The sequence below is a fragment of the Streptococcus sp. A69 genome (assembly GCF_058556195.1).
This window is the reverse complement of sequence record NZ_JBZUJU010000001.1, coordinates 361525-388464: the sequence shown is the minus strand read 5'-3', so window position 1 is coordinate 388464 and position 26940 is coordinate 361525. Positions and strand designations below refer to the sequence as shown.

The window sequence follows — 26940 nt, the reverse complement described above, 5'->3', positions numbered from 1 at the left end:
GTGCAACTCGTTATTGCGAGAAAGAGCGATAGGGATACTCCCTATAATTGAGGTGGTACCGCGCATCGACGTCCTCACACAAGTTTTTTGTGTGAGGATTTTTTCTATGGGAGGAAAGATTATGAAATTTAAACGATGGCGTCGCTTGTTTTGAGTGAAAAGAGTATTATACAAGTGATTTAAAAGGAGAAAGAATATGAAAAATAAACGTTTGATTGGAATTATCGCTGGATTAGCTATATTGGTGGTGGCTAGCTTGATTTATTCATCAATGAACAAGCCAGCAACTAAGGAAGAGCAAAAGGTCGCTAAGGTTGGTGTTCTTCAGTTTGTTAGTCACCCATCCTTGGACTTGATTTACCAAGGGATTCAAGATGGACTTGCTGAAGAAGGATATAAGGACGATCAAGTAAAAATCGACTTTATGAACTCTGAAGGTGATCAGAGCAAGGTTGCAACCATGAGTAAACAATTGGTAGCAAATGGAAACGACGTTGTTGTTGGGATTGCGACACCAGCTGCTCAAGGTTTAGCTAGTGCTACAAAAGATCTACCTGTTATCATGGCGGCTATTACAGACCCAATCGGTGCTAACTTGGTCAAAGATTTGAAAAAACCAGGTGGCAACATCACAGGGGTGTCAGATCATAACCCAGCTGAACAGCAAGTGGAATTGATTAAAACTTTGACACCAAATGTCAAAACAATCGGAGCTCTTTACTCAAGTAGCGAAGATAACTCAAAAACACAGGTAGAAGAATTCAAGGCTTATGCTGAAAAAGCAGGTTTGACAGTCGAAACCTTTGCCGTTCCATCAACCAACGAAATTGCTTCAACAGTTAATGTCATGACAAGCAAGGTCGATGCGATTTGGGTTCCAATTGACAACACCATCGCATCAGCATTCTCAACAGTTGTTTCAAGCAACCAAACAGTTAAAAAGCCAATCTACCCAAGTGCCACTGCCATGGTAGAAGCAGGTGGATTAGCATCTGTAGTAGTTGACCAACACGATCTTGGAGTGGCTACTGGTAAAATGATTGCCAAAGTTTTGAAAGGTGAAAAACCAGCTGATACGCCAGTCAATGTCTTTTCAACTGGTAAGTCAGTGATTAACAAAAAACTAGCGCAGGAACTTGGTATCACCATTCCTGAGTCTGTTCTAAAAGAAGCAGGACAAGTGATAGAATAAAGATAAAGGAGGAGCTGGACACATCTCCTCCCATTTTTACTAAAGAAAGAAATGAGTGAAAGATTATGATAGTATCCATTATTTCTCAGGGGATGGTCTGGGCGATTCTAGGTTTGGGAATCTTTATGACTTTCCGAATTTTGAATTTTCCAGATATGACTACTGAGGGCTCTTTTCCTCTAGGGGGAGCAGTAGCTGTAACCTTGATAACGCAGGGAGCCAACCCATTTTTAGCAACCCTAGCTGCAGTAGGGGCGGGCTGTCTAGCTGGAATGGCGACGGGACTCTTATATACTAAAGGAAACATTCCAACCCTCTTATCAGGAATTTTGGTCATGACTTCTTGCCATTCCATCATGCTCATGATTATGGGACGTGCCAATCTGGGGCTTCTTGGAACCAAGCAAATTCAGGATGTCTTGCCTTTTGATTCAGACCTTAACCAACTCCTGACTGGATTAATCTTTGTAGCTCTTGTTATTGGCCTCATGCTCTTTTTCCTTGATACCAAACTAGGCCAAGCCTACATCGCTACAGGTGACAATCCTGATATGGCTCGTAGCTTTGGTATCAATACGGGACGTATGGAACTCATGGGCTTGGTTCTCTCAAATGGGATTATCGCGCTTGCAGGAGCCTTAATTGCTCAACAAGAAGGATATGCAGATGTTTCTCGAGGAATCGGTGTGATTGTCGTAGGGCTTGCCAGCTTGATTATTGGTGAGGTATTGTTCAAGAGTTTGACCTTGGCAGAGCGTCTCATGACCATTGTCGTAGGCTCTATCGCTTATCAGTTCCTCGTTTGGGGAGTGATTGCTCTTGGGTTTAATACAAGTTATCTTCGTTTGTACAGCGCCTTGATTTTGGCAGTTTGCCTTATGATTCCAACCTTCAAAAGCAAATACCTGAAAGGAGTCAAGTTTAGCAAATGACAGCAATTGTAGAATTAAAAAATGCTACCAAAGTCATCACGAATGGCTTTGATGAGGAAAAAATCATTCTGAATGATGTTTCTCTTGAAATTTTCGAACATGATTTCATTACTATTCTAGGTGGAAATGGAGCAGGGAAGTCAACGCTTTTTAACACTATTGCAGGTACCTTACCTTTAACAAGTGGAAGTATTCGTATCATGGGTGAGGACGTGACGCATTTTTCACCTGAAAAGCGGGCTAAGTATTTGTCTCGTGTCTTTCAGGATCCTAAGATGGGTACGGCTCCCCGTATGACAGTGGCGGAAAATCTCTTAATTGCCAAGTTTCGTGGTGAAAAGAGAGGACTCCTGCCTAGAAGGCTTTCAAGCCATAGGGAAGAGTTTCAGGCTACCATTGAAAAAGTGGGAAATGGTCTTGAAAAGCATCTAGATACTCCGATTGAGTTTCTATCAGGTGGACAACGTCAGGCCTTGAGTCTCTTGATGGCAACCTTGAAGCGACCAGAGTTGCTCTTGTTGGATGAACACACAGCAGCTCTTGACCCAAAAACAAGTGTGGCCTTGATGGAATTAACAGATGACTTTGTCAGCAAGGATCATCTGACAGCTTTGATGATTACTCACCATATGGAAGATGCACTGAAGTATGGAAATCGTCTGATAGTCATGAAAGAAGGTCGAATCATTCAAGATTTGAACAAAGAAGAAAAAGCAAAAATGAAGATTTCAGACTACTATCAATTATTTGAGTAAAGTAGAAAATTGTTCGTCAAAAAATAGAGAAGAAAAACTTAGAAACCAGTTTACTGTTTCTAAGTTTTTTTGCTGACAATCTTGACAGATATGATTAGTAAAATACGGACGTCAAAGAATTTATAGTATAATGAGTATAGGCAAAATGTCTTATGAGTTGAAATTAAAATAAAGGATGCATGCTAGTTTTGACTTTTTCGAACCGTCGAACGCCTTAACTTCATTCTAAAATCGCCTATCAAACAGTTCGAACAGTCAAGATTTTTAAATAATCAAGTATTCTAAATTTAGAATTGCTAGAATATAGGTGTATTTTAGGCATTAGAAGCTTCGAATAGCTAAATATTTTCTAAAGATAAGCCATTCGACCCACTTGAATGCTCAAATCTGAAAAAATTAGGGTGTCAAAGAAAAAGAAACCTACATCTCAACTATTTTTAACTTGGCCCAAATGTTAGTAAGGGAAAAATAAATGAAAAAAATTTTAAAAATCCTAGTCATAACTGTATTAGTTTTTCTAACTTTATTTGGTCTATATCCTTTGTATCAAAAGTATTATTATAAAGGAGTGTATGAATCTTTAAGTAATGACTTTTTAGAAATGAACTATGCAGAGATAAATAGTGGTGTTTTACCTGGACTCGCTGATTTCAGTAAAGCCGTTGACGGAAGTCAGTCGTTTAGAGATCCAGACTGGATAATTCCCATAGGACTTGATGCAGACTTGTCTGAAAATGAAAGTTTAAAAGTGATTGTAGGTTTTGAAGAAACTTTTATTATTGAATACCAGCAACTGTTATCTGATGGGAGATATCTTTATATTAAATATGACTACAATGATAAGAAACTCAACCAATCTGTCGAAATCTCAGATTCTAAATGGTCGATAGCGTATGACTTAGCTAGTTACAATATACTCCATAAGGATGAGGGAAAACTAGATTTGGAGGCATATAAAGAATTATCACGTCAGTCGAAAACAGGGGATTCGATACCCAATTTTTACCTAACAAATCCCAACGAAGAACTAGAGTATTTAAAACCTTATGGGATTGATGAAGCTTGGATTAAAGAAAAATCTCACTTCATGCTCTATGATGTTGTTCTAGAACGCTGGTTTAAAATGGGCAGTCAACGTTACTCAGTTGATAATCTTGGGGATGTAGAGATTGTGCCACTAAGTTTTTCTGAATAGGATGGATCCGACTCAAACTTATTTTTCCTATACTTTTAAGAAAATATCAAAATCAAGGATATCTAGGATAATAATAAGTCATTCAAAGTGAAAAAAATTTAAATAAACATATTCTTTACGGAGGTAGAACATGACATACACACAAGAAGATTTTCAGGAATGGATTTTCCAAATTGAGTTTAAAATGGATTACTTTACAAGTGACTTTGCTCAAGAACAAAATCTAACACTAGACTACAGTATGCAGTCCTTGGATGATTTGGAGGCTTGGCTTTTGACTCACTATGACAATCACCACGTCTTGATGGAGGATAAAAAGCTTTTGGATTACCTGACTGTCTATATCGGAGAAACCTTCCGCAAGCACCTCGGAGGCAAATGGTTTATTGACCTAAAAAATAAAAAGAACGCTTATTACTCCATGCCTGTTTTGACAGATCCCTCCTATCGAGGAGAAGTCTATATAGCACCAATGACTTTTGCGACGGCCTGTATCAGCAGAAAGGACGGGCAGTATATTAGCCGAATACTGAAATATAATATTGAAAGCCAAGCTAAATAAGTGTACCTGATTAGAGGTTTCAAAATAAAATATAAGGAGGACTTGTTGGAGTTTTGGAGAAAATTCTCAATAAGATGTTAGCAGTGAGTTTTTATGAAATATAGGGACGGAAAATGTATGAAATGGTTTACTTTTTTTCAGAAATAAGCTATACTAGTTAACGTGAAACTATGATAAGATGGAGGTGTTGTGTATGGTTGACAAGCAAGTCATTGAAGAAATCAAAAACAATGCCAACATTGTGGAAGTCATAGGCGACGTGATTTCTTTACAAAAGGCTGGACGGAACTATTTAGGTCTCTGTCCTTTTCATGGTGAAAAGACCCCCTCTTTCAACGTTGTGGAAGACAAGCAGTTTTATCATTGCTTCGGCTGTGGTCGTTCAGGAGATGTTTTTAAGTTCATCGAAGAGTACCAAGGTGTGTCCTTTATGGAAGCTGTTCAGCTCTTAGGGGAGCGCGTCGGTATTCAATTAGCCATGCCTGTCCAGTCTCGTCCTCAACAGGCTTCCCCTCATCAAGCTTTATATGATATGCATGAAGAAGCTGCCCGTTTTTACCATGCAATCCTCATGACGACCAAGATGGGAGAAGAAGCAAGGGCTTATCTCTACAAACGTGGATTGACAGATGATGTTCTGAAGCACTTTCAAATTGGACTGGCTCCAGCAGAGAGAACCTATCTCTATCAACGTTTGGCTGACAAGTTCGAGGAAAAGGATTTATTGGATTCGGGCTTGTTTTACTTATCAGATGGCAATCAGTTTTATGATACTTTTTTCGGACGTATCATCTTTCCTTTGACCAATGACAAGGGGCAGGTTATTGCTTTTTCAGGTCGTATCTGGCAGGAAACTGATAGTCAGACTGCCAAGTACAAAAATAGCCGTTCGACTGCAATTTTTAACAAGAGTTATGAATTGTATCATTTGGACAAGGCAAAAAAGGGAACAGGGAAGATCACAGAGCTCTATCTGATGGAAGGCTTCATGGATGTAATCGCAGCCTACCGTGCTGGTATAGAAAATGCTGTGGCTTCCATGGGGACAGCCTTAAGCAAGGAGCATGTTGACCACCTCAAACGCTTTACCAAAAAAATTGTTCTCAGCTATGATGGCGACAAGGCAGGACAGGCAGCAACAGCCAAGGCATTAGAGGAGTTAAAAGACTTTTCAGTTGAGGTTATTCGAGTACCTGATGCCATGGATCCAGATGAGTATTTGCAAAAGAATTCTGCTGAAGACCTGGCTTACCTCTTAACAAAGACTCGTATCAGTCCTATAGAGTTCTATATACACCAGCTCAAGCCTGAGAATAGTGATAACCTGCAAGCGCAAATCGAGTTCATTGAAAAGATTGCGCCCCTAATCGCTAAAGAAAAGTCTATCACTGCCCAGAATTCTTATATCCACATTCTGGCGGATAATCTACCTTCTTTTGATTACCAGCAGGTGGAGCAGATTGTAAATGAAAGTCGGATTGTTCAGAGGCAGGAGAGAGTCAAAGAGGAGCATCCTAGGCCAGTAGCGATTAGTTTGCCTGTGACCCGGCAACTGACAGCAGTTATGAGAGCAGAGGCTCATCTCCTTTATAGGATGGCTGAGAATCCAGTTGTTCTAAATGACTACAGATTAAGAGAAGATTTTTTCTTTGATACCCCAGAATTTCAAATTCTTTACGAATTATTAAGTGAGCAGGGAGAAATCGGCTCAGAGGAGCTTTCTCATCAGACACCTGAGGTTGAAAATGCTTGGTACCACGTGCTTAGCTTGGATTTGCCAGCTGAGATGTCGCCTCAAGAGCTAGTAGAAGTAGAAGCGACTCGAAACCGTGCCCTCCTCAGCAAGGACAACTTACGAATTAAAAAGAAAGTGCAGGAAGCTAGTCATGTAGGAGATACTGACACAGCCTTGGAAGAATTGCAACGATTGATTTCCCAAAAGAGAAGAATGGAGTAATAATGGCAACAAAACAAAAAGAAGTAACCACATTTGATGTGCAAGTAGCAGACTTTATCCGTAACCACAAAAAAACAGGAACAGCAACAGATGACGAAATCAATTCAAGTCTGGTTATTCCTTTTACCCTCGATGCAGACGGCATTGAAGACCTTTTGCAACGGATTCAGGATGCTGGCATTTCTATCACGGATAACGAAGGGAATCCAAGTGCACGTGTCCTTAGTACAGAAGAAGAGCCAGAACTCAGTGATGAGGACTTGATTGGCTCAACTTCTGCCAAGGTTAATGACCCAGTCCGTATGTATTTGAAGGAAATCGGGGTTGTTCCTCTCTTGACCAACGAAGAGGAAAAAGAATTGGCCCTAGCTGTTGAAGCTGGTGATATCGAAGCCAAACAGCGTCTTGCAGAAGCCAACCTTCGTTTGGTGGTTTCGATCGCTAAGCGATACGTAGGTCGTGGCATGCAGTTTCTTGACTTGATCCAAGAAGGAAACATGGGCTTGATGAAGGCTGTTGACAAGTTTGACTATTCAAAAGGATTTAAGTTTTCTACCTATGCAACTTGGTGGATTCGTCAGGCAATCACTCGTGCCATCGCTGACCAAGCCCGCACCATTCGTATCCCTGTTCACATGGTAGAAACCATTAACAAGCTTGTCCGTGAACAGCGGAATCTCCTTCAAGAATTGGGGCAAGATCCGACTCCTGAACAAATCGCTGAGCGTATGGATATGACACCTGACAAGGTTCGCGAAATCTTGAAAATCGCCCAAGAACCAGTATCGCTTGAAACACCGATTGGTGAAGAGGACGATAGCCATCTTGGGGACTTTATCGAAGACGAAGTGATTGAAAATCCAGTGGATTATACAACGCGTATCGTCTTGCGCGAGCAGTTGGATGAAGTCTTGGATACTCTCACAGATCGTGAAGAAAATGTTTTGCGCCTTCGTTTCGGTTTGGACGATGGGAAAATGCGTACTCTTGAAGATGTTGGTAAAGTCTTTAACGTGACTCGTGAGCGTATCCGTCAGATTGAGGCCAAGGCTTTGAGAAAATTGCGTCAACCAAGTCGCAGCAAACCCCTTCGTGATTTTATTGAAGACTAAGAGTGAGGAATAACATGGCTTATACAGAAGAGCAAATTGAAACGATCAAAACACGCATTTTAAATGCTTTGGAAGAAGTCATCGACCCTGAGTTGGGGATTGATATTGTCAACCTAGGTTTAATTTATGAAATTCGTTTTGATGGTGAAACAGGTCACACTGAAATTGATATGACCTTGACAACTATGGGTTGCCCACTGGCTGACCTTTTGACAGACCAGATACATGATGCGATGACAGATGTGCCTGAGGTAACCAATACCGAAGTTAAATTGGTCTGGTATCCAGCTTGGACTGTTGAGAAAATGAGCCGATACGCGCGTATCGCCCTAGGAATTAAATAAACAGTAGAAAAATATGAGAGACGATTGGAAAATAGGATAAATTCCTCCTTTTTCCTCTGGTCTCTCTTTCTTTTGCTGATTTTCTAGAAATAAAATGGTATAATGAAAGGTATGGAAAACGAAAAATTGCGTATTAATATGCTAAGTTCAAGTGAAAAAGTAGCTGGTCAAGGAGTATCAGGAGCCTACCGTGAGTTGGTACGTCTCCTACATCGCGATGCCCAAGATCAGTTGATTGTTACGGAGAATCTTCCTGTTGAGGCAGATGTAACTCACTTTCATACCATTGATTTCCCTTATTATTTATCTACATTTCAAAAGAAGCGATCTGGGAGAAAAATTGGCTATGTGCATTTTTTGCCTGATACGCTTGAGGGGAGTTTGAAGATTCCATTTTTCCTAAAAGGAATTGTCAAACGCTATGTTTTTTCCTTTTACAACCGAATGGAACACTTGGTTGTGGTCAATCCCATGTTTATCGAGGATTTAGTGGCTGCGGGTATTCCACGTGAAAAAGTAACTTATATTCCTAACTTTGTAAACAAAGAAAAATGGCATCCACTGCCAGCTGACCAAGTAGCAAAACTTCGTCAGGAAATGGATCTCGCCAAAGATCAGTTTGTCGTGGTTGGTGCGGGCCAGGTTCAGAAACGAAAAGGGATAGATGATTTTATCCGTCTTGCTGAAGAATTGCCAGAAATTACCTTTATCTGGGCTGGTGGTTTTTCATTTGGTGGAATAACAGATGGTTATGAACGCTATAAGAAGATTATGGACAATCCACCTAAAAATCTAATTTTCCCAGGTATTGTGTCACCGGAGAGGATGCGGGAACTGTATGCTTTAGCTGATTTGTTCTTACTACCTAGCTATAATGAACTATTCCCTATGACCATCTTAGAGGCAGCTAGTTGCGAGGCTCCTATTATGTTAAGGGATTTGGACCTGTATAAGGTCATTCTTGAGGGAGATTATCGTGCTACAAGTGATGTCTTTGAGATGAGAGAAGCAATCCTAGAATATAAAGAAAATCCTGAAGCGTTGAAAGAATTGAAAGAAAAAGCTAAAAGGATATCCAAGCAGTATTCAGAAGAGCGTTTACTGGGAATTTGGTTAAAATTTTATCGGGAACAGGCTGCTCTAGGTAAAAAGTGAGGTAATCTATGCGAATTGGTTTATTTACAGACACCTATTTTCCTCAGGTTTCCGGGGTTGCGACCAGTATTCGAACCTTGAAGACAGAGCTTGAGAAGCAAGGCCATGCAGTTTTTATCTTTACAACAACAGATAAAGATGTGAACCGCTACGAGGATTGGCAAATTATTCGAATTCCAAGTGTCCCTTTCTTTGCATTTAAAGATCGACGATTTGCCTATCGAGGTTTTACAAAGGCACTTGAAATCGCCAAGCAGTATCAACTCGATATCATTCATACCCAGACAGAATTTTCACTTGGATTATTAGGGATTTGGATCGCACGAGAATTGAGAATTCCTGTTATCCATACCTACCATACCCAGTACGAAGACTATGTACATTATATTGCTAAGGGGATGTTGATTCGTCCAAGTATGGTAAAATATCTGGTACGTGGTTTCCTTCGTGATGTAGATGGAGTAATCTGCCCTAGTGAGATTGTTCGGGACCTTTTATCTAAATACAAAGTGAAGGTTGAAAAACGTGTCATTCCAACCGGAATTGAGCTAGCTAAGTTTGAACGACCTGAGATTAAAGAGGAAAACTTGCAAGAACTTCGTTCGAAGTTAGGTATTCAGGAAGGCGAGAAAATGCTACTGAGTCTTTCTCGTATCTCCTTTGAGAAGAATATCCAAGCAGTCCTAGATGCTTTTGCTGAAGTATTGAAAGAAGAAGATAAGGTGAAGCTGGTCGTTGCTGGAGACGGTCCTTATCTGGACAGTCTGAAAGAGCAAGCAGTGAAATTAAACCTGCAAAAACATGTGATTTTTACAGGTATGATTGCTCCAAGCGAGACAGCCTTATACTATAAGGCTGCAGATTTCTTCATCTCTGCCTCAACGAGTGAAACTCAGGGCTTAACCTATCTAGAAAGTCTAGCCAGTGGAACGCCTGTTATCGCTCATGGCAACCCCTATCTTGATAACCTGATCAGTGATAAAATGTTTGGTACCCTCTACTATGGAGAACGAGAGCTTGCAGGAGCTATCCTTGAAGCCTTGATTGCTACTCCTGATATGTCTGAACAAAAGTTGGCGGATAAGTTGTACGAAATTTCGGCTGAGAACTTTGGGAAACGAGTACATGAGTTTTACCTCGATGCCATTATCTCAAATAACTTTGAACATGAATTACATGATGGGAAACCTGTTAGTCAGCGCTTTTTGAAAACGATTTTATATCTACCCCAACAGGCTGTTACAAGTCCAGTAAAAGAGTCTAAGCGTATTTTGCGGGCTTCTCGGAAGCAATTATCCAGCATCAGAGATTATTGGAAAGATGAATTCAAATAATAGAATAAGAGGAAAATACTATGAAAAAATTAATGCGAAGTGGAAAAAATCAAATAATTGGTGGAGTTTGTGCAGGAGTTGCCCATTATTTTGATATTGACCCAACAATTGTTCGTGTTGTTTGGGGTGTTCTTGCATTTTGTTATGGAGCAGGAATACTTGCTTACATCATTTTATGGGTGGTTGCACCCGTTTCGACAGACTATTAAATTAGAATTATAAAGTGAAAAGGAGAAGTTATGGCTTTTGGAGATAATGGAAAACGTAAAAAAACATTGTTTGAGAAAGTGACACTTGTTGTCGTGCTCATCATGTTGTTTGTGACCCTTGCTGGTATCTTTGCGACAGCGCTTGGAGCGTTTAGCAGATTTTAAGCAAGCTGCGAGGATAGAAACAATAACTAATGACTGGGTTCTCCCCAGCCTTTTTAAAGCGAGAAGAAAATATGAGTGTGTTTTTAGATACAGCCAAGATCAAGGTCAAGGCTGGTAATGGTGGCGATGGCATGGTTGCCTTTCGCCGTGAAAAATATGTCCCGAATGGTGGTCCTTGGGGCGGTGATGGTGGACGTGGTGGTAACGTTGTTTTCGTGGTAGACGAAGGCCTGCGTACCTTGATGGATTTCCGCTATAACCGTCATTTCAAGGCTGATTCTGGCGAAAAGGGGATGACCAAAGGAATGCACGGACGTGGTGCAGAAGATCTTCGTGTTCGCGTGCCACAGGGAACTACTGTACGTGACGCAGAAACAGGTAAAGTCATTACAGACTTGATTGCACATGGTCAAGAATTTATCGTGGCTCATGGCGGTCGAGGTGGTCGTGGGAATATCCGTTTTGCAACACCAAAAAATCCTGCGCCTGAAATCTCTGAGAATGGAGAGCCAGGTCAAGAACGTGAGTTGCAACTGGAATTGAAAATCTTAGCAGATGTTGGTCTAGTCGGTTTCCCATCTGTCGGCAAGTCAACTTTGCTCAGTGTCATTACTTCAGCTAAACCCAAAATCGGTGCTTACCACTTTACGACGATTGTCCCTAATTTGGGTATGGTTCGTACACAGTCAGGTGAATCTTTTGCAGTTGCTGACCTTCCAGGTTTGATTGAAGGGGCTAGTCAAGGTGTTGGTCTTGGAACCCAGTTTCTCCGTCATATCGAACGTACACGAGTTATCCTCCATGTCATCGATATGTCAGCTAGCGAAGGACGTGATCCTTACGAGGATTACCTTGCTATCAATAAAGAATTGGAATCCTACAACCTTCGTCTCATGGAACGTCCGCAGATCATCGTAGCCAATAAGATGGATATGCCTGAAAGTCAGGAAAATCTTAAAACTTTCAAGGAAAAGTTAGCAGCAAACTACGACGAGTTTGAGGAACTTCCAGCCATCTTCCCTATTTCTGGATTGACCAAGCAAGGTTTGTCAACTCTTTTGGATGCGACAGCTGAATTGTTAGACAAGACTCCAGAATTTCCAATCTATGATGAGTCTGATATGGAAGAAGAGGCGTACTACGGTTTTGACGAGGAAGAAAAAGCCTTTGAGATTAGTCGTGATGATGATGCGACATGGGTACTTTCTGGTGAAAAACTCATGAAACTCTTTAACATGACCAACTTTGACCGTGACGAATCAGTTATGAAATTTGCCCGCCAGCTTCGTGGTATGGGGGTTGATGAAGCCCTTCGTGCGCGTGGAGCCAAAGATGGTGATTTGGTTCGCATCGGTAAATTTGAGTTTGAATTTGTAGACTAGGAGAGTGATATGGGAGATAAACCGATATCATTCCGAGATGCAGATGGAAATTTTGTTTCTGCAGCAGATGTATGGAATGAAAAGAAACTAGAAGAATTGTTTAATCGTCTCAACCCTAAACGTGCCCTTCGATTAGCACGTACAAAGAAAGAAGAAACACAGTCCAAGAAATAAAAAATTCCCGTGATTTTTTGATCACGGGATTTGTGTTATTCACCAAAGAAAAATGGTGGTGCATATTTTTTAAGACTTTCAAAACAAGCTTGCGCTTTTGTAGCATCCTCACAGATAATCATGCAGACATCATCTCCACAAAGCGTTGCAATGACATCTGGAAAGTCCAAGGAATCAATTACAGATCCAAATGATTGAGCTAAACCGGGTAAGGTTTTCAAAATAACTTGGTGTTGGACAGGACGCAACATAACAAGAGCATCTTCCATATAATTTTCAAGACGTTTTTCCCACTTGGAGATAGAGCCTGTATTTAACACGTAGTAAGAATGATCTTCTTCTCGTACTTTTGAAAGGTTCATGGTTTTGATATCGCGTGATAAGGTAGCCTGTGTAACTTGGATATCGTTTTCGGCTAACAAGGCTTGCAATTTCGCTTGGGTATGGATTTTATTTTTTGAAACGAGGGCACGAATAAGTTGGTGTCTGTGTTCAGATTTGTTCATAAGTGTTAATAGCTCCTTTTATGAGGGAATAGTGATAGTAGATTGTGCTAAATCAACAGTCAAGTGATAGTCTGTATTATCTCGAATTGTAATCTCAAAGTCTGTTGTGTAGAGCACTAAGCGGAGAATGTCTCCTTCCTTAAGTTTGTAAATAGTTGGTTGAAGCTCTAGCTTGAAGTCCATCCATTCATTTGGTTGGATTTCTTCGATTGTCAAGAGATCATCTCGGTTTTGAAGATTGAGGTAGCCTTTAGTGATGACACGTTGAGCACTTGGATTGAATGGCAGTTCACAGAGATTTTCTAACATGTGGTAACGACCATTATCAATTGTTCGGACTGATTGAACTGCTGGATAGGGTTGAAGGTACTTCTGTTGTCCTAGTTGGAGGAGTTGAGCAGACAATAAGCCCTTGTTTGTATTTGATTTGACACGAAGTTTCAGCTCCACTCGCCCATTTAAGTGAATGTTTTGACTTACTGGAAGGTCAATGGTGATTTGATTGGCTTTTCCTTGGTAAAGTTCTGTGTTGAAGGTTTGGTAAGTCTTGCCATACCGCTCAAAATCTTTTTGATCATACTGGTTTTGAATCACCTTTTCTTCAGTTCCAAGTGGGAAAGTATGCAGTTTATTCTGTTTGCCAAAGTCGTCAAGGCTCTGCCATGTTTGCGGTTCGGTATTGTCCTGCCAGATGACAGTAGGGAGTTGATAGCTTGAGTCAAGTCCTAACAATTTATTACTTAACAAGGCATTCATGGACTCGCGGAAGTCAATTGACTGCCAATTGTTCATATAGACATGGGCACCATGATGGAAAAAGAGGTGCTTATTGATATGAGTTGGAAGAGCATGAAACATCTGGTAAACATGAAGAGGTTTGACGTTCCAATCTTGAGAACCATGCGTAAAGACGACCTCAGCTTGAACCTTATGAGCATTGAGCAGATAGTTGCGGTTATGCCAAAACTGATTGTAGTCACCAGTCTTGCGATCGAGTTTCTCTTTTACCTTCTCTAAGTCTGCCTGATGAGCTCCATTACCACGAATATAATCACCTGCTAGGAGATTACGGGAGTAGGTCAATTCAGCAAGTGAGTCAAAATCCTCACCTGGATAACCACCTGGGCTAGTCACCAAACCATTTTCCCGATAGTAGTTGTACCATGAGGAAATACCTGCTTCTGCGATGATCACTTCTAAGCCATCAACACCAGTGGTCGCAAGTCCATTGGACATGGTCCCTAGATAGGAAATTCCTGTCGTTGCGACTTTGCCGTTTGACCAGTCAGCCTTGACTTGACGTTTGCGTGTGTGATCCGTGAAAGCACGGCAACGACCATTAAGCCAGTCAATCACGTTTTTATATGCTTCAATTTGATGGTAGTCTCCATTAGTCATGAGACCTTGGGAATCCCTGGTACCAACACCCGATACATAGAGATTGGCAAATCCTCGTGGGAGGAAGTAGTCATTGAGGGTGTATGAGCTATTGATATGAGCTAACTTTTCTTCAGCTTCAGAGACGAGTTCAGCTTGGCCGAGAGGCTCGACTAAATTCAGCTTAGGCTCCTCAAGCTCAATGGTGTGGGCAGGTTTGACCTCAAGTTCTCCTTCCATTTTGTAGAGAGCTTTATCGCTAGCTTTGACATTGGTCCCTTGGTGATAAGGGCTGGCAGTCATAACTGAAGGAATCTGTCCATCATAACGCGGGCGAATAATGCTGACCTTGACTAAGTCAGAGAGACCGTCTTTATCAGTATCCACACGACTTTCGACATAGACGACTTCACGAATGACATCATGAGTAGAGAAGGTTGCCAAGCTCTTACCGTTAAAGTAGTGGTAGTGATTGTCTTCTAAAATGAGTCTGTCACTAACAAGTTGGTCGATGAGCGTATTTCCTTTTTTAGTTCGTGTATTGAGCAATTGATAAAGATTTTCGATGAGATCTCCATAAACAATAGGAAATCCAGTTTCTTTACGGAATTGTTCGGCGTCCTCAAAGTCAACAAGATAGTTAAACCCTAAAAGTTGAAAAACTACCGTGTAGAAAACATCAGCAGTTAAATCACGCTCTGATTGAAAAAAAGTTAATAGATCTGTTTCGTTATCCGCAGCCAAAGTGGATAAGACATAATCCGTGTTAGAATAAGTGAAAAAACTCCAGCGGATGAAGTCTTCAAATTGCTTTTTTAAGGGCAGTTGAGGGGACAATTCCAGACCAAGACTTGCTAATTCATCTAATTGTTGAGAACTAGAGGTCGGAAGATAGCTAAATTGATTAAAACGCATGGTTCTCTCCTTTGAAAACAGACTGAATTTATTATATCAAAAAATAAGGAAAAATGGAATAAATAAACTTTAATGCAAGAAATTTCGTGAAGCGGAATACCTATTTAGTAAGTTATTATAAAATAGTGAATAAATACTATAATAAAAAGCCTTTTCTTAGAATTTTTTATATGTGAAATTGCATATAGAGTCCGGCTTTATTATACTTTACTTAGTATAAAAATGTCTAAAATGACATTCAAATCCATCTTATAATATTAAAAATTAAAGGGAAGAAAGACGGAGAGGTTGTAAATGCTGATGTTGAAAAGAAAGCATCCGAGTTGCTTCAATATCCAACTTAAAATGGTATAATAGTAGTAAAACGAAAGCAAGGAGGAGAAGAAATGATTGCGCAGCTCGACACCAAGACTGTTTACAGTTTTATGGAAAGTGTGGTTTCGATTGAAAAATACGTTCAAACGGCTAAAGAGTATGGCTATTCTCACCTTGCTATTATGGATGTGGATAATCTCTATGGAGCCTATCATTTTCTAGAAGCGACTCGTAAGTATGGAATTCAACCTTTAGTCGGTCTAGAAATGACTTTGGTCAAAGATGAAGACAATATTTCTCTCCGTTTTCTAGCCCTATCCACTAAAGGTTACCAGGAGTTGATGAAGTTATCCACTTTAAAAATGACTGGACGGAAAAATTGGTCTGACTTCACCTCCCACCTCGAAGATGTGGCCATTATTGTTCCCTATTTTGATGGGGTCGAACAGTTGGATTTAGGGCATGATTATTTTATCGGTGTCAGTCCAGATACTCCTCAAGAAGCCTTTACTAGACCCATTCTTCCACTCTATCAAGTCAACTCTTTTGAAAAAGAAGACCTACAGGTTTTACAAATCTTGTCAGCAGTCAAGGACAATGTCAGCCTGAGAGAAGTGGATGTACATTCACAACAGGGGATTTTTTTACCTGCCTCAGACTTGGAAGCACGGTTTAAAAATCGCTTCCCTCAGGCACTTGCCAATCTCCAAGGTCTGATAGAGAATGTAAGCTATCAAATCGACCCAAGTTTAAAACTCCCTCGCTTTAATCCTGAAAGACCAGCAGTAGAAGAACTTCGAGAGAGGGCTGAACAAGGCTTGAGTGACAAGGGGCTAACCTCAGCTATCTATCGTGACCGACTGAATGAGGAATTAGCTGTGATTCATGATATGGGCTTTGACGACTATTTCCTTGTAGTTTGGGATTTGCTCCGTTTTGGACGTTCCCAAGGCTACTATATGGGTATGGGGCGTGGTTCTGCGGTTGGTAGTCTGGTAGCTTACTCACTGGATATTACAGGAATTGACCCGGTTGAAAAGAACCTGATTTTCGAACGCTTTTTGAATCGCGAGCGTTACACCATGCCCGATATCGATATCGACATCCCTGACCTTTATAGGCAGGAGTTCATTCGCTATGTTCGTGATCGGTATGGTAGTCAACATGTGGCACAGATTGTTACCTATTCGACTTTTGGAGCAAAACAGGCAATTCGTGATGTTTTCAAACGTTATGGTGTTCCAGAGTACGAATTAACCAATATTACGAAAAAAATCAGTTTTCGAGATACGCTAACGACAGCCTATGAAAAGAATTTACAGTTTAGGCAGGTCATCAATAGCAAAATGGAATATCAAAAAGCTTTTGAGATTGCTCGAAAGATTGAAGGTTATCCTCGTCAGACCTCTATCCATGCAGCTGGGGTCGTTATGAGTGACCAAGACTTGACGGACTACATTCCTCTAAAATATGGTGAGGATATGCTCATCACTCAGTATGATGCTCATGGTGTTGAAGCCAATGGACTTCTAAAAATGGATTTCCTCGGTTTACGTAACCTGACTTTTGTCCAAAAAATGCAGGAATTGCTTGCGGAGTCAAAGGGTGTTCATCTAAAAATCGAAGAGATTGATCTGGAAGACAGTGAAACTTTAGCTCTCTTTGCAGCTGGAAATACGAAAGGTATTTTCCAATTTGAACAACCTGGTGCCATTCGACTCTTGAAACGAGTTCAACCACAAGTCTTCGAAGAAGTGGTAGCAACGACATCTCTCAACAGACCAGGGGCTAGTGATTATATTGATAATTTTGTGGCTCGCAAGCATGGTAAAGAAAAGGTGACGGTGCTGGATCCCGCATTGGAGGACATCCTATCATCAACCTACGGTATCATGCTCTATCAAGAGCAAGTCATGCAGGTAGCTCAGCGATTTGGAGGCTTTAGTCTTGGTAAAGCTGACATCCTCAGACGAGCCATGGGTAAGAAAAATGCTAAAGAGATGCATTTAATGAAGGAAGATTTTATCACAGGAGCTATGAAACTTGGGCATACAGAAGAAAAAGCCAACCAAGTTTTTGCAGTGATGGAAAAGTTTGCGGGCTACGGATTTAACAGATCCCACGCCTATGCCTACTCAGCGCTGGCTTTCCAGCTAGCTTATTTCAAGACACATTATCCTGCTATTTTCTTTCAAGTTATGTTGAATTATTCTAGCAGTGATTATATTGTAGATGCATTGCAGATGGGCTTTGAAGTAGCCCCGTTAGCAATCAATAGCATTCCCTATCATGATAAGATTGCTCAGAAGAAAATCTATCTTGGCTTAAAAGCCATTAAGGGAATGCCAAGAGATTTGTCTTACTGGATCATCGAAAATCGTCCTTTCTCAAGCATTGAAGATTTCGTCACACGTCTTCCCAAGAATTACAAGAAACTGTCGCTTTTGACTCCTTTGGTTGAACTAGGGCTTTTTGATGAATTTGACAAGAATCGCCAGAAAATCTTAGTGAACCTACCAAACTTATTTGTCTTTGTTGAGGAGTTAGGTGGACTCTTTGCGGATACAAATTATAGTTGGACTGAAGCTGATGATTTTACTGAGGCAGAGAAATTTTACAAAGAGCAGGTACTGATTGGGGTAGGTATCAGTCCCCATCCACTCCAAACTCTTGCCAAACACGCCCTATATCCGACCACTCCAATCACTAATCTAACCGAGGGAGCTCAAGCCACTCTCCTAGTTGAAGTTCAAAAGATTAAAGTGATTCGAACCAAGAAAGGTGAGAGTATGGCCTTTCTACAGGTACATGATAGTAAGTCTCGGTTGGATGTAACTATATTTTCAGACCAGTATAGAAAATTTGCTTCCATTTTATCCGAAGGGAAATTTTACTACATCAATGGCAAAGTTCAATCTCGAGATGGTCGTCTGCAAATGATTGCACAAGATTTGAAAGAAGCAGTGGCGGAACGATTCTGGATTCAAGTTAAAAATCATGAATACGATAAAGAGATTTCAAATATCCTAGAACAATACAAAGGCCCAATTCCTGTGATTATCAGGTATGAAGAGGAGCAAAAAACAGTTGTTTCTACACGGCATTTTGTAAAAAAAGAGCTTGCCTTACAGGAGAAATTAAAGGAAATCACCATGAAAACGATTTATCGCTAAAAATACAAAAAATAGAAGAATTTTCGATTTAAATGTGGTATAATCAGTAAGAATGTTAAAAGGAAAAGGAGCAAAAACCAAATGAAACGTATTGCTGTTTTGACCAGTGGTGGAGATGCCCCTGGTATGAATGCTGCCATCCGTGCAGTAGTTCGCCAAGCAATCTCAGAAGGAATGGAAGTTTTTGGTATCTATGATGGGTATGCAGGTATGGTTGCCGGCGAAATTTATCCACTTGATGCTGCTTCAGTAGGAGACATCATTTCCCGTGGTGGTACTTTCCTTCACTCTGCTCGTTACCCTGAGTTTGCACAACTTGAAGGCCAACTTAAAGGGATTGAGCAGTTGAAAAAACACGGTATCGAAGGTGTCGTTGTTATCGGTGGTGATGGTTCTTATCACGGAGCTATGCGCTTGACTGAGCATGGATTCCCTGCTATCGGACTTCCAGGTACAATTGATAACGATATCGTAGGTACTGACTTCACAATCGGATTTGATACTGCAGTTACTACTGCAATGGATGCAATCGATAAGATTCGTGATACATCATCAAGTCACCGTCGTACTTTCGTTGTTGAAGTAATGGGACGTAATGCTGGTGATATCGCACTTTGGGCAGGTATTGCAACTGGTGCTGATGAAATCATTATCCCCGAAGAAGGCTTCAAGATGGAAGATATCGTAGCTAGTATCAAAGCTGGTTATGAATGCGGTAAAAAACACAACATCATCGTTTTGGCCGAGGGGGTTATGTCAGCCGATGAATTCGGTAAGAAACTCAAGGAAGCAGGAGATACTAGTGACCTTCGTGTGACTGAGCTTGGACATATCCAACGTGGTGGTTCACCAACCGCTCGTGACCGTGTATTAGCGTCACGTATGGGAGCACACGCTGTTAAACTTCTCAAACAAGGAATCGGTGGTGTCGCTGTTGGTATCCGTAACGAAAAAATGGTTGAAAACCCAATTCTTGGAACAGCAGAAGAAGGAGCCTTGTTCAGCCTAACAGCTGATGGCAAAATCGTTGTTAACAACCCTCACAAAGCTGACCTTGAACTTGCTAGCTTGAACAAGAGCTTGTCATAATCAACTTTAACTAATCTGGTAAAATGACCATAAAAGGTCAAATTATATAAAGGAGTCACAAATCATGAATAAACGTGTAAAAATCGTTGCAACTTTGGGTCCTGCGGTTGAAATCCGTGGTGGAAAGAAATTCGGTGATGACGGATACTGGGGTGAAAAACTTGACGTTGAAGCTTCAGCAAAAAACATTGCTAAATTGATTGAAGCGGGAGCCAACACTTTCCGTTTCAACTTCTCACACGGTGACCACCAAGAACAAGGTGAACGTATGGCAACTGTTAAACTTGCAGAAAAACTTGCAGGTAAAAAAGTTGGTTTCCTTCTTGATACTAAAGGACCAGAAATCCGTACTGAATTGTTCGAAGGTGAAGCTAAAGAGTACTCATACAAAACTGGTGAAAAAATCCGTGTTGCAACTAAACAAGGAATCAAATCAACTCGCGATGTGATTGCTTTAAACGTTGCTGGTGCTCTTGACATCTATGATGACGTTGAGATTGGAAAACAAGTGCTTGTTGATGACGGAAAACTTGGACTTCGCGTAATTGGTAAGGATGACTCAACTCGTGAATTTGAAGTAGAAGTTGAAAATGACGGCATCATTGCTAAGCAAAAAGGTGTAAACATCCCGAATACTAAGATTCCTTTCCCAGCACTTGCTGAGCGTGACAACGCTGACATCCGCTTTGGTCTTGAACAAGGTATTAACTTCATCGCGATTTCATTCGTCCGTACTGCAAAAGACGTAAACGAAGTTCGTGCAATCTGTGAAGAAACTGGTAATGGTCACGTTCAATTGTTCGCTAAAATCGAAAACCAACAAGGTATCGACAACTTGGATGAAATCATTGAAGCTGCTGACGGTATCATGATTGCTCGTGGTGACATGGGTATCGAAGTACCATTCGAAATGGTTCCAGTTTACCAAAAAATGATCATCACAAAAGTAAATGCAGCTGGTAAAGTTGTTATCACAGCAACAAACATGCTTGAAACAATGACTGAAAAACCACGTGCAACTCGTTCAGAAGTATCAGACGTATTTAACGCTGTTATCGACGGAACTGACGCAACAATGCTTTCAGGTGAGTCTGCAAATGGTAAATACCCACTTGAGTCAGTAACAACAATGGCTACAATTGACAAGAACGCACAAACTCTTCTTAACGAATACGGACGTTTGAACTCAGATACTTTCGAACGTAACTCTAAGACAGAAGTTATGGCTTCAGCTGTTAAAGACGCTACTAACTCAATGGATATCAAATTGGTTGTAACTCTTACTAAGACAGGTCACACAGCACGTTTGATTTCTAAATACCGTCCAAATGCTGATATCTTGGCATTGACATTTGACGAATTGACAGAACGTGGATTGATGTTGAACTGGGGTGTTATCCCAATGTTGACAGATGCTCCATCATCAACTGACGATATGTTCGAAATTGCTGAACGTAAAGCAGTTGAAGCAGGTCTTGTACAATCTGGTGACGATATCGTTATCGTTGCAGGTGTACCAGTTGGAGAAGCTGTTCGTACAAACACAATGCGCATCCGTACAGTACGTTAATCTAACATTAAAACCTATCATTCAAGCTGTTCAGCTTGAATGATAGGTTTTTTTATCGAAATGGAATGTTTAATCAATAGGAATGGGAAAAAATTGAAAATTGTGGTATAATAGAACGAAAAGACCTTTTTAGTAAATTTTGAAAGAGTAAAACATGAGAAAAATTGTCATCAATGGTGGACGTCCATTGCAAGGTGAGATCACCATTAGTGGTGCTAAAAATAGTGTTGTAGCACTTATTCCAGCTATTATCTTATCAGATGATATTGTCACTTTAGATTGTGTTCCAGATATTTCAGACGTTGCTAGTCTTGTCGAAATCATGGAGATTATGGGGGCAACTGTTAAGCGTTATGACGATGTCTTGGAGATTGATCCAAGAGGCGTTCAAAACATTCCTATGCCTTATGGTAAGATTAATAGCTTGCGTGCTTCTTATTATTTCTACGGAAGTCTTTTAGGTCGATTTGGTGAAGCTACAGTTGGACTTCCTGGTGGATGTGATCTGGGGCCTCGTCCGATTGATCTTCACTTAAAAGCCTTTGAGGCCATGGGTGCTAAGGTCAGCTATGAGGGAGATAATATGAATTTATCTGCCCAAGGTAAGGGACTTCATGGCGCAAGTATTTACATGGATACCGTCAGCGTTGGTGCAACTATTAACACCATGATTGCTGCGGTCAAAGCTAAGGGGCGTACTGTCATTGAAAATGCGGCTCGTGAACCGGAAATTATCGATGTTGCTACCCTTTTGAACAATATGGGCGCTCACATTCGTGGTGCAGGGACTGATATTATCATTATTGATGGTGTTGAGAAACTTCATGGAACGCGTCACCAAGTCATTCCAGACCGTATCGAAGCTGGAACCTATATTTCACTTGCTGCAGCGGTAGGAAAAGGAATTCGCATTAACAACGTTCTCTATGAGCACTTAGAAGGTTTTATCGCCAAACTAGAGGAAATGGGCGTTCATATGACGGTCTCAGAAGACAGTATCTTCGTTGAAGAACAGTCTGATTTGAAGGCCATCAATATCAAAACAGCTCCTTATCCTGGATTTGCAACCGATTTGCAACAGCCTATAACTCCGCTATTGCTGACTGCTCAAGGTCGTGGAACCATTATTGATACGATTTATGAAAAACGTGTTAACCATGTTTTTGAATTAGCAAAAATGGATGCGGATATTACGACTACAAATGATCACATTATCTACAACGGTGGTCGTAGATTGCACGGGGCAAGCGTAAAAGCTACAGACTTGCGAGCTGGTGCTGCACTTGTCATCGCTGGCTTGATGGCTGAAGGTAAAACTGAAATTACAAATATTGAGTTTATCTTGCGTGGCTACTCAGATATTATTGAGAAATTACGTAGTCTCGGAGCGGATATTACACTCGTTGAAGACTAAACCGTTGAGGTGATTATGAATATTTGGACCAAATTAGCAATGTTTTCTTTTTTTGAAACGGAGCGCTTGTATTTGCGTCCTTTCTTTTTTAGTGACAGTCAAGCATTTTACGAGATTGCTTCCAATCCTGAAAATTTGCAGTTTATTTTTCCTAGTCAATCAAGTTTAGAAGAAAGTCAATACGCGCTTGCCAACTATTTTATGAAGGCTCCTCTAGGAGTTTGGGCAATTTGTCTCCAAGGAAATCAGGAAATGATTGGCTCTATTAAATTTGAAAAGATTGATGAAATCAAAAAAGAAGCAGAAATTGGTTATTTCTTAAAAAAAGATTCTTGGTCACAAGGTTATATGACAGAAGTAGTTACCAAACTTTGTCAGCTTTCCTTTGAAGAATTTGGTTTAAAACAATTATCCATCATCACTCATCTGGAGAATCAAGCTAGCCAAAAAGTAGCCTTAAAATCAGGATTTAGTCTCTTCCGACAGTTTAAGGGGAGCGATCGCTATACACGAAAAATGAGGGACTATCTTGAATTTCGTTACGTAAAAGGAGATTTCAATGAGTAAACACCAGGAAATTTTGTCTTATCTGGAAGAGTTACCAATTGGGAAGAGAGTTAGTGTTCGAAGTATTTCAAATCACCTAGGTGTTAGTGATGGAACCGCCTATCGGGCTATCAAAGAAGCTGAAAATCGAGGAATTGTTGAAACTCGCCCCCGCAGTGGAACCATACGTGTCAAGTCAAAGAAAGTAGCTATTGAGCGACTAACCTATGCAGAAATTGCAGAAGTGACTAGTTCCGAGGTTTTAGCAGGTCAGGAAGGGTTAGAGAGAGAGTTTAGTAAATTCTCCATTGGCGCCATGACTGAGCAGAATATCCTCTCTTATCTCCATGATGGGGGACTTTTGATTGTAGGTGACCGTACTCGTATTCAACTTTTAGCACTTGAAAATGAAAATGCAGTCCTTGTAACTGGTGGTTTCCATGTCCAAGATGATGTATTGACTCTTGCCAATAAAAAAGGTATCCCAGTTCTGAGAAGTAAGCATGATACCTTTACAGTCGCAACCATGATTAACAAAGCTCTCTCAAATGTTCAAATCAAAACAGACATTTTAACAGTCGAAAAGCTCTATCGTCCGAATCATGAGTATGGCTTTTTGAGAGAAACGGATACAGTCAAAGACTACCTGGACTTGGTACGTAAGAACAGAAGCAGCCGTTTCCCAGTCATTAACCAACACCAAGTGGTTGTTGGGGTTGTTACTATGCGTGACGCAGGAGATAAATCCCCCAGCACAACGATTGACAAGGTGATGACACGTAGTATCTTTGTAACAGGCTTAGCGACCAATATTGCCAATGTTAGTCAACGGATGATCGCAGAAGACTTTGAGATGGTTCCCGTTGTCAGAAGTAACCAAACCTTGCTCGGTGTCGTAACACGACGAGATGTCATGGAAAAGATGAGTCGTTCTCAGGTTTCAGCTTTGCCGACCTTCTCAGAGCAAATCGGGCAAAAACTGTCTTATCATCATGATGAAGTCGTTATTACTGTTGAGCCCTTCATGCTGGAGAAAAATGGGGTCCTTGCTAATGGAGTCTTGGCTGAAATCCTCAACCATATGACCCAAGACCTCGTTGTCAATAGTGGACGTAATCTCATCATTGAACAGATGTTGATTTATTTCTTGCAGGCTGTGCAGATAGATGATACTTTGCGGATTCAGGCTCGGATTATTCACCACACGAGACGTTCAGCTATTATTGATTATGATATTTATCATGGGCATCAGATTGTTTCAAAAGCAAATGTTACGGTTAAAATTAATTAGAATCTAGGAGAAAAAATGATAACTTTAAAATCAGCACGTGAAATCGAAGCCATGGACAAGGCTGGTGATTTCTTAGCAAGTATCCATATCGGCTTACGTGATTTGATTAAGCCAGGCGTAGATATGTGGGAAGTCGAAGAGTATGTTCGTCGACGTTGCAAAGAGGAGAATTTTCTTCCTCTACAGATTGGCGTGGATGGCGCAGTCATGGATTACCCATACGCTACCTGTTGTTCTCTCAACGACGAAGTTGCTCATGCTTTTCCACGTCATTACATCTTGAAAGATGGCGATTTGCTCAAGGTTGACATGGTACTGGGTGGTCCGATTGCCAAATCTGACCTCAATGTATCTAAACTCAACTTCAACAATGTTGAGCAAATGAAAAAATACACCCAAAGTTATAATGGTGGTTTAGCTGACTCATGTTGGGCTTATGCGGTTGGTACACCGTCTGAAGAAGTGAAAAACTTGATGGACGTGACCAAGAAAGCTATGTATATAGGGATTGAGAAAGCAGTTGTTGGCAATCGCATCGGTGATATTGGTGCAGCCATTCAAGAATACGCTGAAAGTCGCGGTTATGGTGTCGTACGTGATTTGGTTGGTCATGGTGTTGGTCCAACTATGCACGAAGAGCCAATGGTTCCTAACTACGGTATAGCAGGCCGTGGGCTCCGTCTCCGTGAAGGAATGGTACTAACTATTGAACCCATGATTAATACTGGTGACTGGGAAATTGATACAGATATGAAGACTGGCTGGGCTCATAAGACTATAGATGGCGGCCTGTCTTGCCAATATGAACATCAGTTCGTGATTACCAAAGACGGCCCTGTTATCTTGACTAGTCAAGGTGAAGAAGGAACGTATTAAAATAAAGGGAGCTTAGCTCCTTTTTTTGTGTCATATTTAGTCAAAATAAATAAGCGTAGCAGACTTCTTACAAATTTATTCTTTTGTAGTAAAATAGGATTAGAATTTTGAGGAAGTAGGTAATTCGTTGGAGTCGATTATATTTCTAGTATCCGTTTTTTTAGCAGGTATCCTGTCCTTCTTTTCACCCTGCATCTTTCCTTTGCTACCAGTCTATGCTGGTATTTTACTGGATGATCAGGGAAATTCGAAAAGCTTTCGCTTTTTTGGAAGAGACGTTGCATGGTCAGGTTTAATTCGAACCTTGTACTTTATTGCTGGAATCTCCCTTATTTTCTTTATTTTAGGATTTGGAGCTGGATTCCTAGGGCACATGCTCTATGCAGACTGGTTTCGTTATGTTATGGGAGCAGTCATTATCCTCTTGGGCCTTCACCAGATGGAAATTTTGCATTTCAATAAACTGGAGGTTCAAAAGACAGTCACCTTCAAACAATCAAAACCTAATCACTATCTGTCAGCCTTTTTACTTGGGATAACCTTTAGTTTTGGTTGGACCCCTTGTATCGGACCAGTTTTGAGTTCGGTCTTGGCCCTAGCAGCTTCCGGTGGCAATGGTGCTTGGCAAGGAGCCGTGTTAACATTAGTATACACATTGGGAATGGCCCTTCCTTTCATTGTTTTGGCCTTGGCTTCGGGCTGGATTATGCCCTACTTTAGTAAATTAAAACCCCATATGATCATACTAAAGAAAATCGGGGGAGCTTTGATTATTTTGATGGGATTATTATTAATGCTAGGGCAGTTAAATGCCTTGTCAGGAATTCTTGGATAAAAGGAGAAAAAATGAAAAAAGTTATTTTTGCTGGATTGAGCCTCATGTCTCTATTCTTGTTGATTGCCTGTGGTGAAAAAGAAACCAGACAGACAAGCAGTCCAAAACAACCTGCTGTACAACAAATCGCAGTCGGTAAGGATGCGCCAGACTTTACCTTGCAGTCTATGGATGGCAAAGAAGTGAAGTTATCAGACTACAAAGGGAAAAAGGTCTATTTGAAATTCTGGGCTTCTTGGTGTGGACCATGTAAAAAAAGCATGCCTGAGTTGATGGAATTAGCTGCCAAACAAGATCGAGACTTTGAAATCTTGAGTGTCATTGCACCAGGTCTCCAAGGTGAAAAAACAGTTCAAGACTTTCCAAAATGGTACCAAGAACAAGGCTACAAGGATATACCAGTTTTATATGATACGCAAGCAACTACCTTCCAAGCCTACCAAATTCGTAGTATTCCAACGGAATACTTGATTGACAGTCAGGGTAAAATCGGAAAAATCCAATTTGGTGCTATTAGCAATGCTGATGCAGAAGCAGCGTTTAAAGAAATGAAATAAAATAAAGA

The 26940-nt window shown here is 40.7% G+C and carries 25 protein-coding genes and 1 other annotated feature (1 of these 26 only partly in view); of the genes, 23 read left to right on the top strand and 2 right to left on the bottom strand.

Annotation, left to right across the window (positions count from 1 at the left end):
- Positions 1-79: a binding site (T-box leader), on the top strand (it extends 137 nt beyond the left edge of the window).
- Positions 80-196: 117 nt separating this feature from the next.
- The 14 genes from trpX (at position 197) to AC4ME5_RS01955 (ending at position 12468) form a co-directional block, all read left to right on the top strand.
- Complete coding sequence (gene trpX, locus AC4ME5_RS02020; RefSeq protein WP_491799608.1) at positions 197-1192, top strand: tryptophan ABC transporter substrate-binding protein; 996 nt, start codon at positions 197-199, stop codon at positions 1190-1192.
- Positions 1193-1257: 65 nt separating this feature from the next.
- On the top strand, positions 1258-2124 hold the full coding sequence (locus tag AC4ME5_RS02015) for an ABC transporter permease (protein WP_057489028.1): 867 nt from the start codon (positions 1258-1260) through the stop codon (positions 2122-2124).
- Positions 2121-2879 carry an ABC transporter ATP-binding protein gene (locus AC4ME5_RS02010; protein ID WP_000125419.1) on the top strand — a complete coding sequence of 253 codons (759 nt, stop codon included), beginning with the start codon at positions 2121-2123 and terminating at the stop codon, positions 2877-2879. Before AC4ME5_RS02015 ends, AC4ME5_RS02010 begins: the two co-directional genes overlap by 4 nt.
- Before the next feature lie 472 nt (positions 2880-3351).
- The gene (locus AC4ME5_RS02005; protein ID WP_096422360.1) at positions 3352-4074 is read left to right on the top strand and encodes a TipC family immunity protein; all 723 of its coding nucleotides are present in this window, start codon (positions 3352-3354) and stop codon (positions 4072-4074) included.
- A gap of 130 nt (positions 4075-4204) precedes the next feature.
- On the top strand, positions 4205-4636 hold the full coding sequence (locus tag AC4ME5_RS02000) for a hypothetical protein (RefSeq protein ID WP_491799605.1): 432 nt from the start codon (positions 4205-4207) through the stop codon (positions 4634-4636).
- A gap of 193 nt (positions 4637-4829) precedes the next feature.
- Positions 4830-6593 (top strand): DNA primase, encoded by a 1764-nt coding sequence (dnaG, locus tag AC4ME5_RS01995; protein ID WP_491799603.1) that lies wholly within the window; start codon positions 4830-4832, stop codon positions 6591-6593.
- Positions 6594-6595: 2 nt separating this feature from the next.
- On the top strand, positions 6596-7705 hold the full coding sequence (gene rpoD / locus AC4ME5_RS01990) for an RNA polymerase sigma factor RpoD (RefSeq protein ID WP_000201893.1): 1110 nt from the start codon (positions 6596-6598) through the stop codon (positions 7703-7705).
- Between the two features lie 14 nt (positions 7706-7719).
- Positions 7720-8049: a metal-sulfur cluster assembly factor gene (locus tag AC4ME5_RS01985; RefSeq protein ID WP_000331930.1), complete on the top strand. Its 330-nt coding sequence runs from the start codon at positions 7720-7722 to the stop codon at positions 8047-8049.
- 111 nt (positions 8050-8160) lie between these two features.
- The gene (locus tag AC4ME5_RS01980; protein ID WP_491799601.1) at positions 8161-9204 is read left to right on the top strand and encodes a glycosyltransferase family 4 protein; all 1044 of its coding nucleotides are present in this window, start codon (positions 8161-8163) and stop codon (positions 9202-9204) included.
- Positions 9205-9212: 8 nt separating this feature from the next.
- Complete coding sequence (locus AC4ME5_RS01975; protein ID WP_045616995.1) at positions 9213-10538, top strand: glycosyltransferase family 4 protein; 1326 nt, start codon at positions 9213-9215, stop codon at positions 10536-10538.
- Between the two features lie 20 nt (positions 10539-10558).
- Positions 10559-10747, top strand: a complete 189-nt coding sequence (locus AC4ME5_RS01970; protein ID WP_000735791.1) for a PspC domain-containing protein — start codon at positions 10559-10561, stop codon at positions 10745-10747.
- A 30-nt stretch (positions 10748-10777) separates the two neighbouring features.
- Positions 10778-10912 carry a DUF4044 domain-containing protein gene (locus AC4ME5_RS01965; RefSeq protein WP_000863851.1) on the top strand — a complete coding sequence of 45 codons (135 nt, stop codon included), beginning with the start codon at positions 10778-10780 and terminating at the stop codon, positions 10910-10912.
- A gap of 71 nt (positions 10913-10983) precedes the next feature.
- Positions 10984-12294, top strand: coding sequence for a GTPase ObgE (obgE, locus tag AC4ME5_RS01960; RefSeq protein WP_491799600.1), 1311 nt, complete (start codon positions 10984-10986; stop codon positions 12292-12294).
- 9 nt (positions 12295-12303) lie between these two features.
- Positions 12304-12468: a hypothetical protein gene (locus tag AC4ME5_RS01955; protein WP_000502578.1), complete on the top strand. Its 165-nt coding sequence runs from the start codon at positions 12304-12306 to the stop codon at positions 12466-12468.
- Between the two features lie 35 nt (positions 12469-12503).
- Here the strand turns inward: AC4ME5_RS01955 and AC4ME5_RS01950 are convergent, their stop codons facing one another.
- Both AC4ME5_RS01950 and AC4ME5_RS01945 read right to left on the bottom strand, forming a co-directional pair.
- Positions 12504-12974 carry an arginine repressor gene (locus AC4ME5_RS01950; protein ID WP_491799598.1) on the bottom strand — a complete coding sequence of 157 codons (471 nt, stop codon included), beginning with the start codon at positions 12972-12974 and terminating at the stop codon, positions 12504-12506.
- Between the two features lie 18 nt (positions 12975-12992).
- A complete protein-coding gene (locus AC4ME5_RS01945) occupies positions 12993-15266 on the bottom strand; it encodes a Xaa-Pro dipeptidyl-peptidase (RefSeq protein WP_491799596.1) in 2274 nt (757 codons plus the stop codon).
- Between the two features lie 386 nt (positions 15267-15652).
- Here AC4ME5_RS01945 and AC4ME5_RS01940 point away from each other — a divergent pair, with 386 nt between their 5' ends.
- From AC4ME5_RS01940 to sdbB, 9 genes are all read left to right on the top strand, one after another.
- Positions 15653-18754 carry a DNA polymerase III subunit alpha gene (locus tag AC4ME5_RS01940; RefSeq protein ID WP_491799594.1) on the top strand — a complete coding sequence of 1034 codons (3102 nt, stop codon included), beginning with the start codon at positions 15653-15655 and terminating at the stop codon, positions 18752-18754.
- Positions 18755-18835: 81 nt separating this feature from the next.
- Entirely contained in the window at positions 18836-19843 is a 1008-nt protein-coding gene (gene pfkA / locus AC4ME5_RS01935) for a 6-phosphofructokinase (protein WP_000820879.1), read from the top strand.
- A 64-nt stretch (positions 19844-19907) separates the two neighbouring features.
- Positions 19908-21413: a pyruvate kinase gene (gene pyk, locus AC4ME5_RS01930; protein WP_491799592.1), complete on the top strand. Its 1506-nt coding sequence runs from the start codon at positions 19908-19910 to the stop codon at positions 21411-21413.
- A 154-nt stretch (positions 21414-21567) separates the two neighbouring features.
- Positions 21568-22827: a UDP-N-acetylglucosamine 1-carboxyvinyltransferase gene (gene murA, locus AC4ME5_RS01925; protein ID WP_009730073.1), complete on the top strand. Its 1260-nt coding sequence runs from the start codon at positions 21568-21570 to the stop codon at positions 22825-22827.
- Between the two features lie 15 nt (positions 22828-22842).
- Positions 22843-23394 carry a GNAT family N-acetyltransferase gene (locus AC4ME5_RS01920; RefSeq protein WP_061588124.1) on the top strand — a complete coding sequence of 184 codons (552 nt, stop codon included), beginning with the start codon at positions 22843-22845 and terminating at the stop codon, positions 23392-23394.
- Positions 23387-24664, top strand: coding sequence for a CBS-HotDog domain-containing transcription factor SpxR (gene spxR, locus AC4ME5_RS01915; protein ID WP_084872986.1), 1278 nt, complete (start codon positions 23387-23389; stop codon positions 24662-24664). Before AC4ME5_RS01920 ends, spxR begins: the two co-directional genes overlap by 8 nt.
- A 15-nt stretch (positions 24665-24679) precedes the next feature.
- Positions 24680-25540: a methionyl aminopeptidase gene (locus AC4ME5_RS01910; protein ID WP_491799589.1), complete on the top strand. Its 861-nt coding sequence runs from the start codon at positions 24680-24682 to the stop codon at positions 25538-25540.
- A 127-nt stretch (positions 25541-25667) separates the two neighbouring features.
- Positions 25668-26375 carry a thiol-disulfide oxidoreductase-associated membrane protein CcdA2 gene (ccdA2, locus tag AC4ME5_RS01905; protein ID WP_491799587.1) on the top strand — a complete coding sequence of 236 codons (708 nt, stop codon included), beginning with the start codon at positions 25668-25670 and terminating at the stop codon, positions 26373-26375.
- A gap of 11 nt (positions 26376-26386) precedes the next feature.
- Positions 26387-26932, top strand: coding sequence for a thiol-disulfide oxidoreductase-associated lipoprotein SdbB (gene sdbB, locus AC4ME5_RS01900; protein ID WP_084872989.1), 546 nt, complete (start codon positions 26387-26389; stop codon positions 26930-26932).
- Positions 26933-26940: the final 8 nt, after the last annotated feature.

What these genes read in the sequence shown, in the direction of transcription:
- dnaG (WP_491799603.1), top strand. Translation starts at nt 4,830, where the DNA reads ATGGTTGACAAGCAAGTCATTGAAGAAATCAAAAACAATGCCAACATT.
- spxR (WP_084872986.1), top strand. Translation starts at nt 23,387, where the DNA reads ATGAGTAAACACCAGGAAATTTTGTCTTATCTGGAAGAGTTACCAATT.
- AC4ME5_RS02005 (WP_096422360.1), top strand. Translation starts at nt 3,352, where the DNA reads ATGAAAAAAATTTTAAAAATCCTAGTCATAACTGTATTAGTTTTTCTA.
- rpoD (WP_000201893.1), top strand. Translation starts at nt 6,596, where the DNA reads ATGGCAACAAAACAAAAAGAAGTAACCACATTTGATGTGCAAGTAGCA.
- AC4ME5_RS01955 (WP_000502578.1), top strand. Translation starts at nt 12,304, where the DNA reads ATGGGAGATAAACCGATATCATTCCGAGATGCAGATGGAAATTTTGTT.
- AC4ME5_RS01965 (WP_000863851.1), top strand. Translation starts at nt 10,778, where the DNA reads ATGGCTTTTGGAGATAATGGAAAACGTAAAAAAACATTGTTTGAGAAA.
- AC4ME5_RS02010 (WP_000125419.1), top strand. Translation starts at nt 2,121, where the DNA reads ATGACAGCAATTGTAGAATTAAAAAATGCTACCAAAGTCATCACGAAT.
- sdbB (WP_084872989.1), top strand. Translation starts at nt 26,387, where the DNA reads ATGAAAAAAGTTATTTTTGCTGGATTGAGCCTCATGTCTCTATTCTTG.
- AC4ME5_RS01975 (WP_045616995.1), top strand. Translation starts at nt 9,213, where the DNA reads ATGCGAATTGGTTTATTTACAGACACCTATTTTCCTCAGGTTTCCGGG.
- AC4ME5_RS01980 (WP_491799601.1), top strand. Translation starts at nt 8,161, where the DNA reads ATGGAAAACGAAAAATTGCGTATTAATATGCTAAGTTCAAGTGAAAAA.
- trpX (WP_491799608.1), top strand. Translation starts at nt 197, where the DNA reads ATGAAAAATAAACGTTTGATTGGAATTATCGCTGGATTAGCTATATTG.
- AC4ME5_RS02015 (WP_057489028.1), top strand. Translation starts at nt 1,258, where the DNA reads ATGATAGTATCCATTATTTCTCAGGGGATGGTCTGGGCGATTCTAGGT.
- AC4ME5_RS01970 (WP_000735791.1), top strand. Translation starts at nt 10,559, where the DNA reads ATGAAAAAATTAATGCGAAGTGGAAAAAATCAAATAATTGGTGGAGTT.
- AC4ME5_RS02000 (WP_491799605.1), top strand. Translation starts at nt 4,205, where the DNA reads ATGACATACACACAAGAAGATTTTCAGGAATGGATTTTCCAAATTGAG.
- AC4ME5_RS01985 (WP_000331930.1), top strand. Translation starts at nt 7,720, where the DNA reads ATGGCTTATACAGAAGAGCAAATTGAAACGATCAAAACACGCATTTTA.
- AC4ME5_RS01920 (WP_061588124.1), top strand. Translation starts at nt 22,843, where the DNA reads ATGAATATTTGGACCAAATTAGCAATGTTTTCTTTTTTTGAAACGGAG.
- pfkA (WP_000820879.1), top strand. Translation starts at nt 18,836, where the DNA reads ATGAAACGTATTGCTGTTTTGACCAGTGGTGGAGATGCCCCTGGTATG.
- obgE (WP_491799600.1), top strand. Translation starts at nt 10,984, where the DNA reads ATGAGTGTGTTTTTAGATACAGCCAAGATCAAGGTCAAGGCTGGTAAT.
- pyk (WP_491799592.1), top strand. Translation starts at nt 19,908, where the DNA reads ATGAATAAACGTGTAAAAATCGTTGCAACTTTGGGTCCTGCGGTTGAA.
- AC4ME5_RS01910 (WP_491799589.1), top strand. Translation starts at nt 24,680, where the DNA reads ATGATAACTTTAAAATCAGCACGTGAAATCGAAGCCATGGACAAGGCT.
- murA (WP_009730073.1), top strand. Translation starts at nt 21,568, where the DNA reads ATGAGAAAAATTGTCATCAATGGTGGACGTCCATTGCAAGGTGAGATC.
- AC4ME5_RS01950 (WP_491799598.1), bottom strand. Translation starts at nt 12,974, where the DNA reads ATGAACAAATCTGAACACAGACACCAACTTATTCGTGCCCTCGTTTCA.
- AC4ME5_RS01945 (WP_491799596.1), bottom strand. Translation starts at nt 15,266, where the DNA reads ATGCGTTTTAATCAATTTAGCTATCTTCCGACCTCTAGTTCTCAACAA.
- AC4ME5_RS01940 (WP_491799594.1), top strand. Translation starts at nt 15,653, where the DNA reads ATGATTGCGCAGCTCGACACCAAGACTGTTTACAGTTTTATGGAAAGT.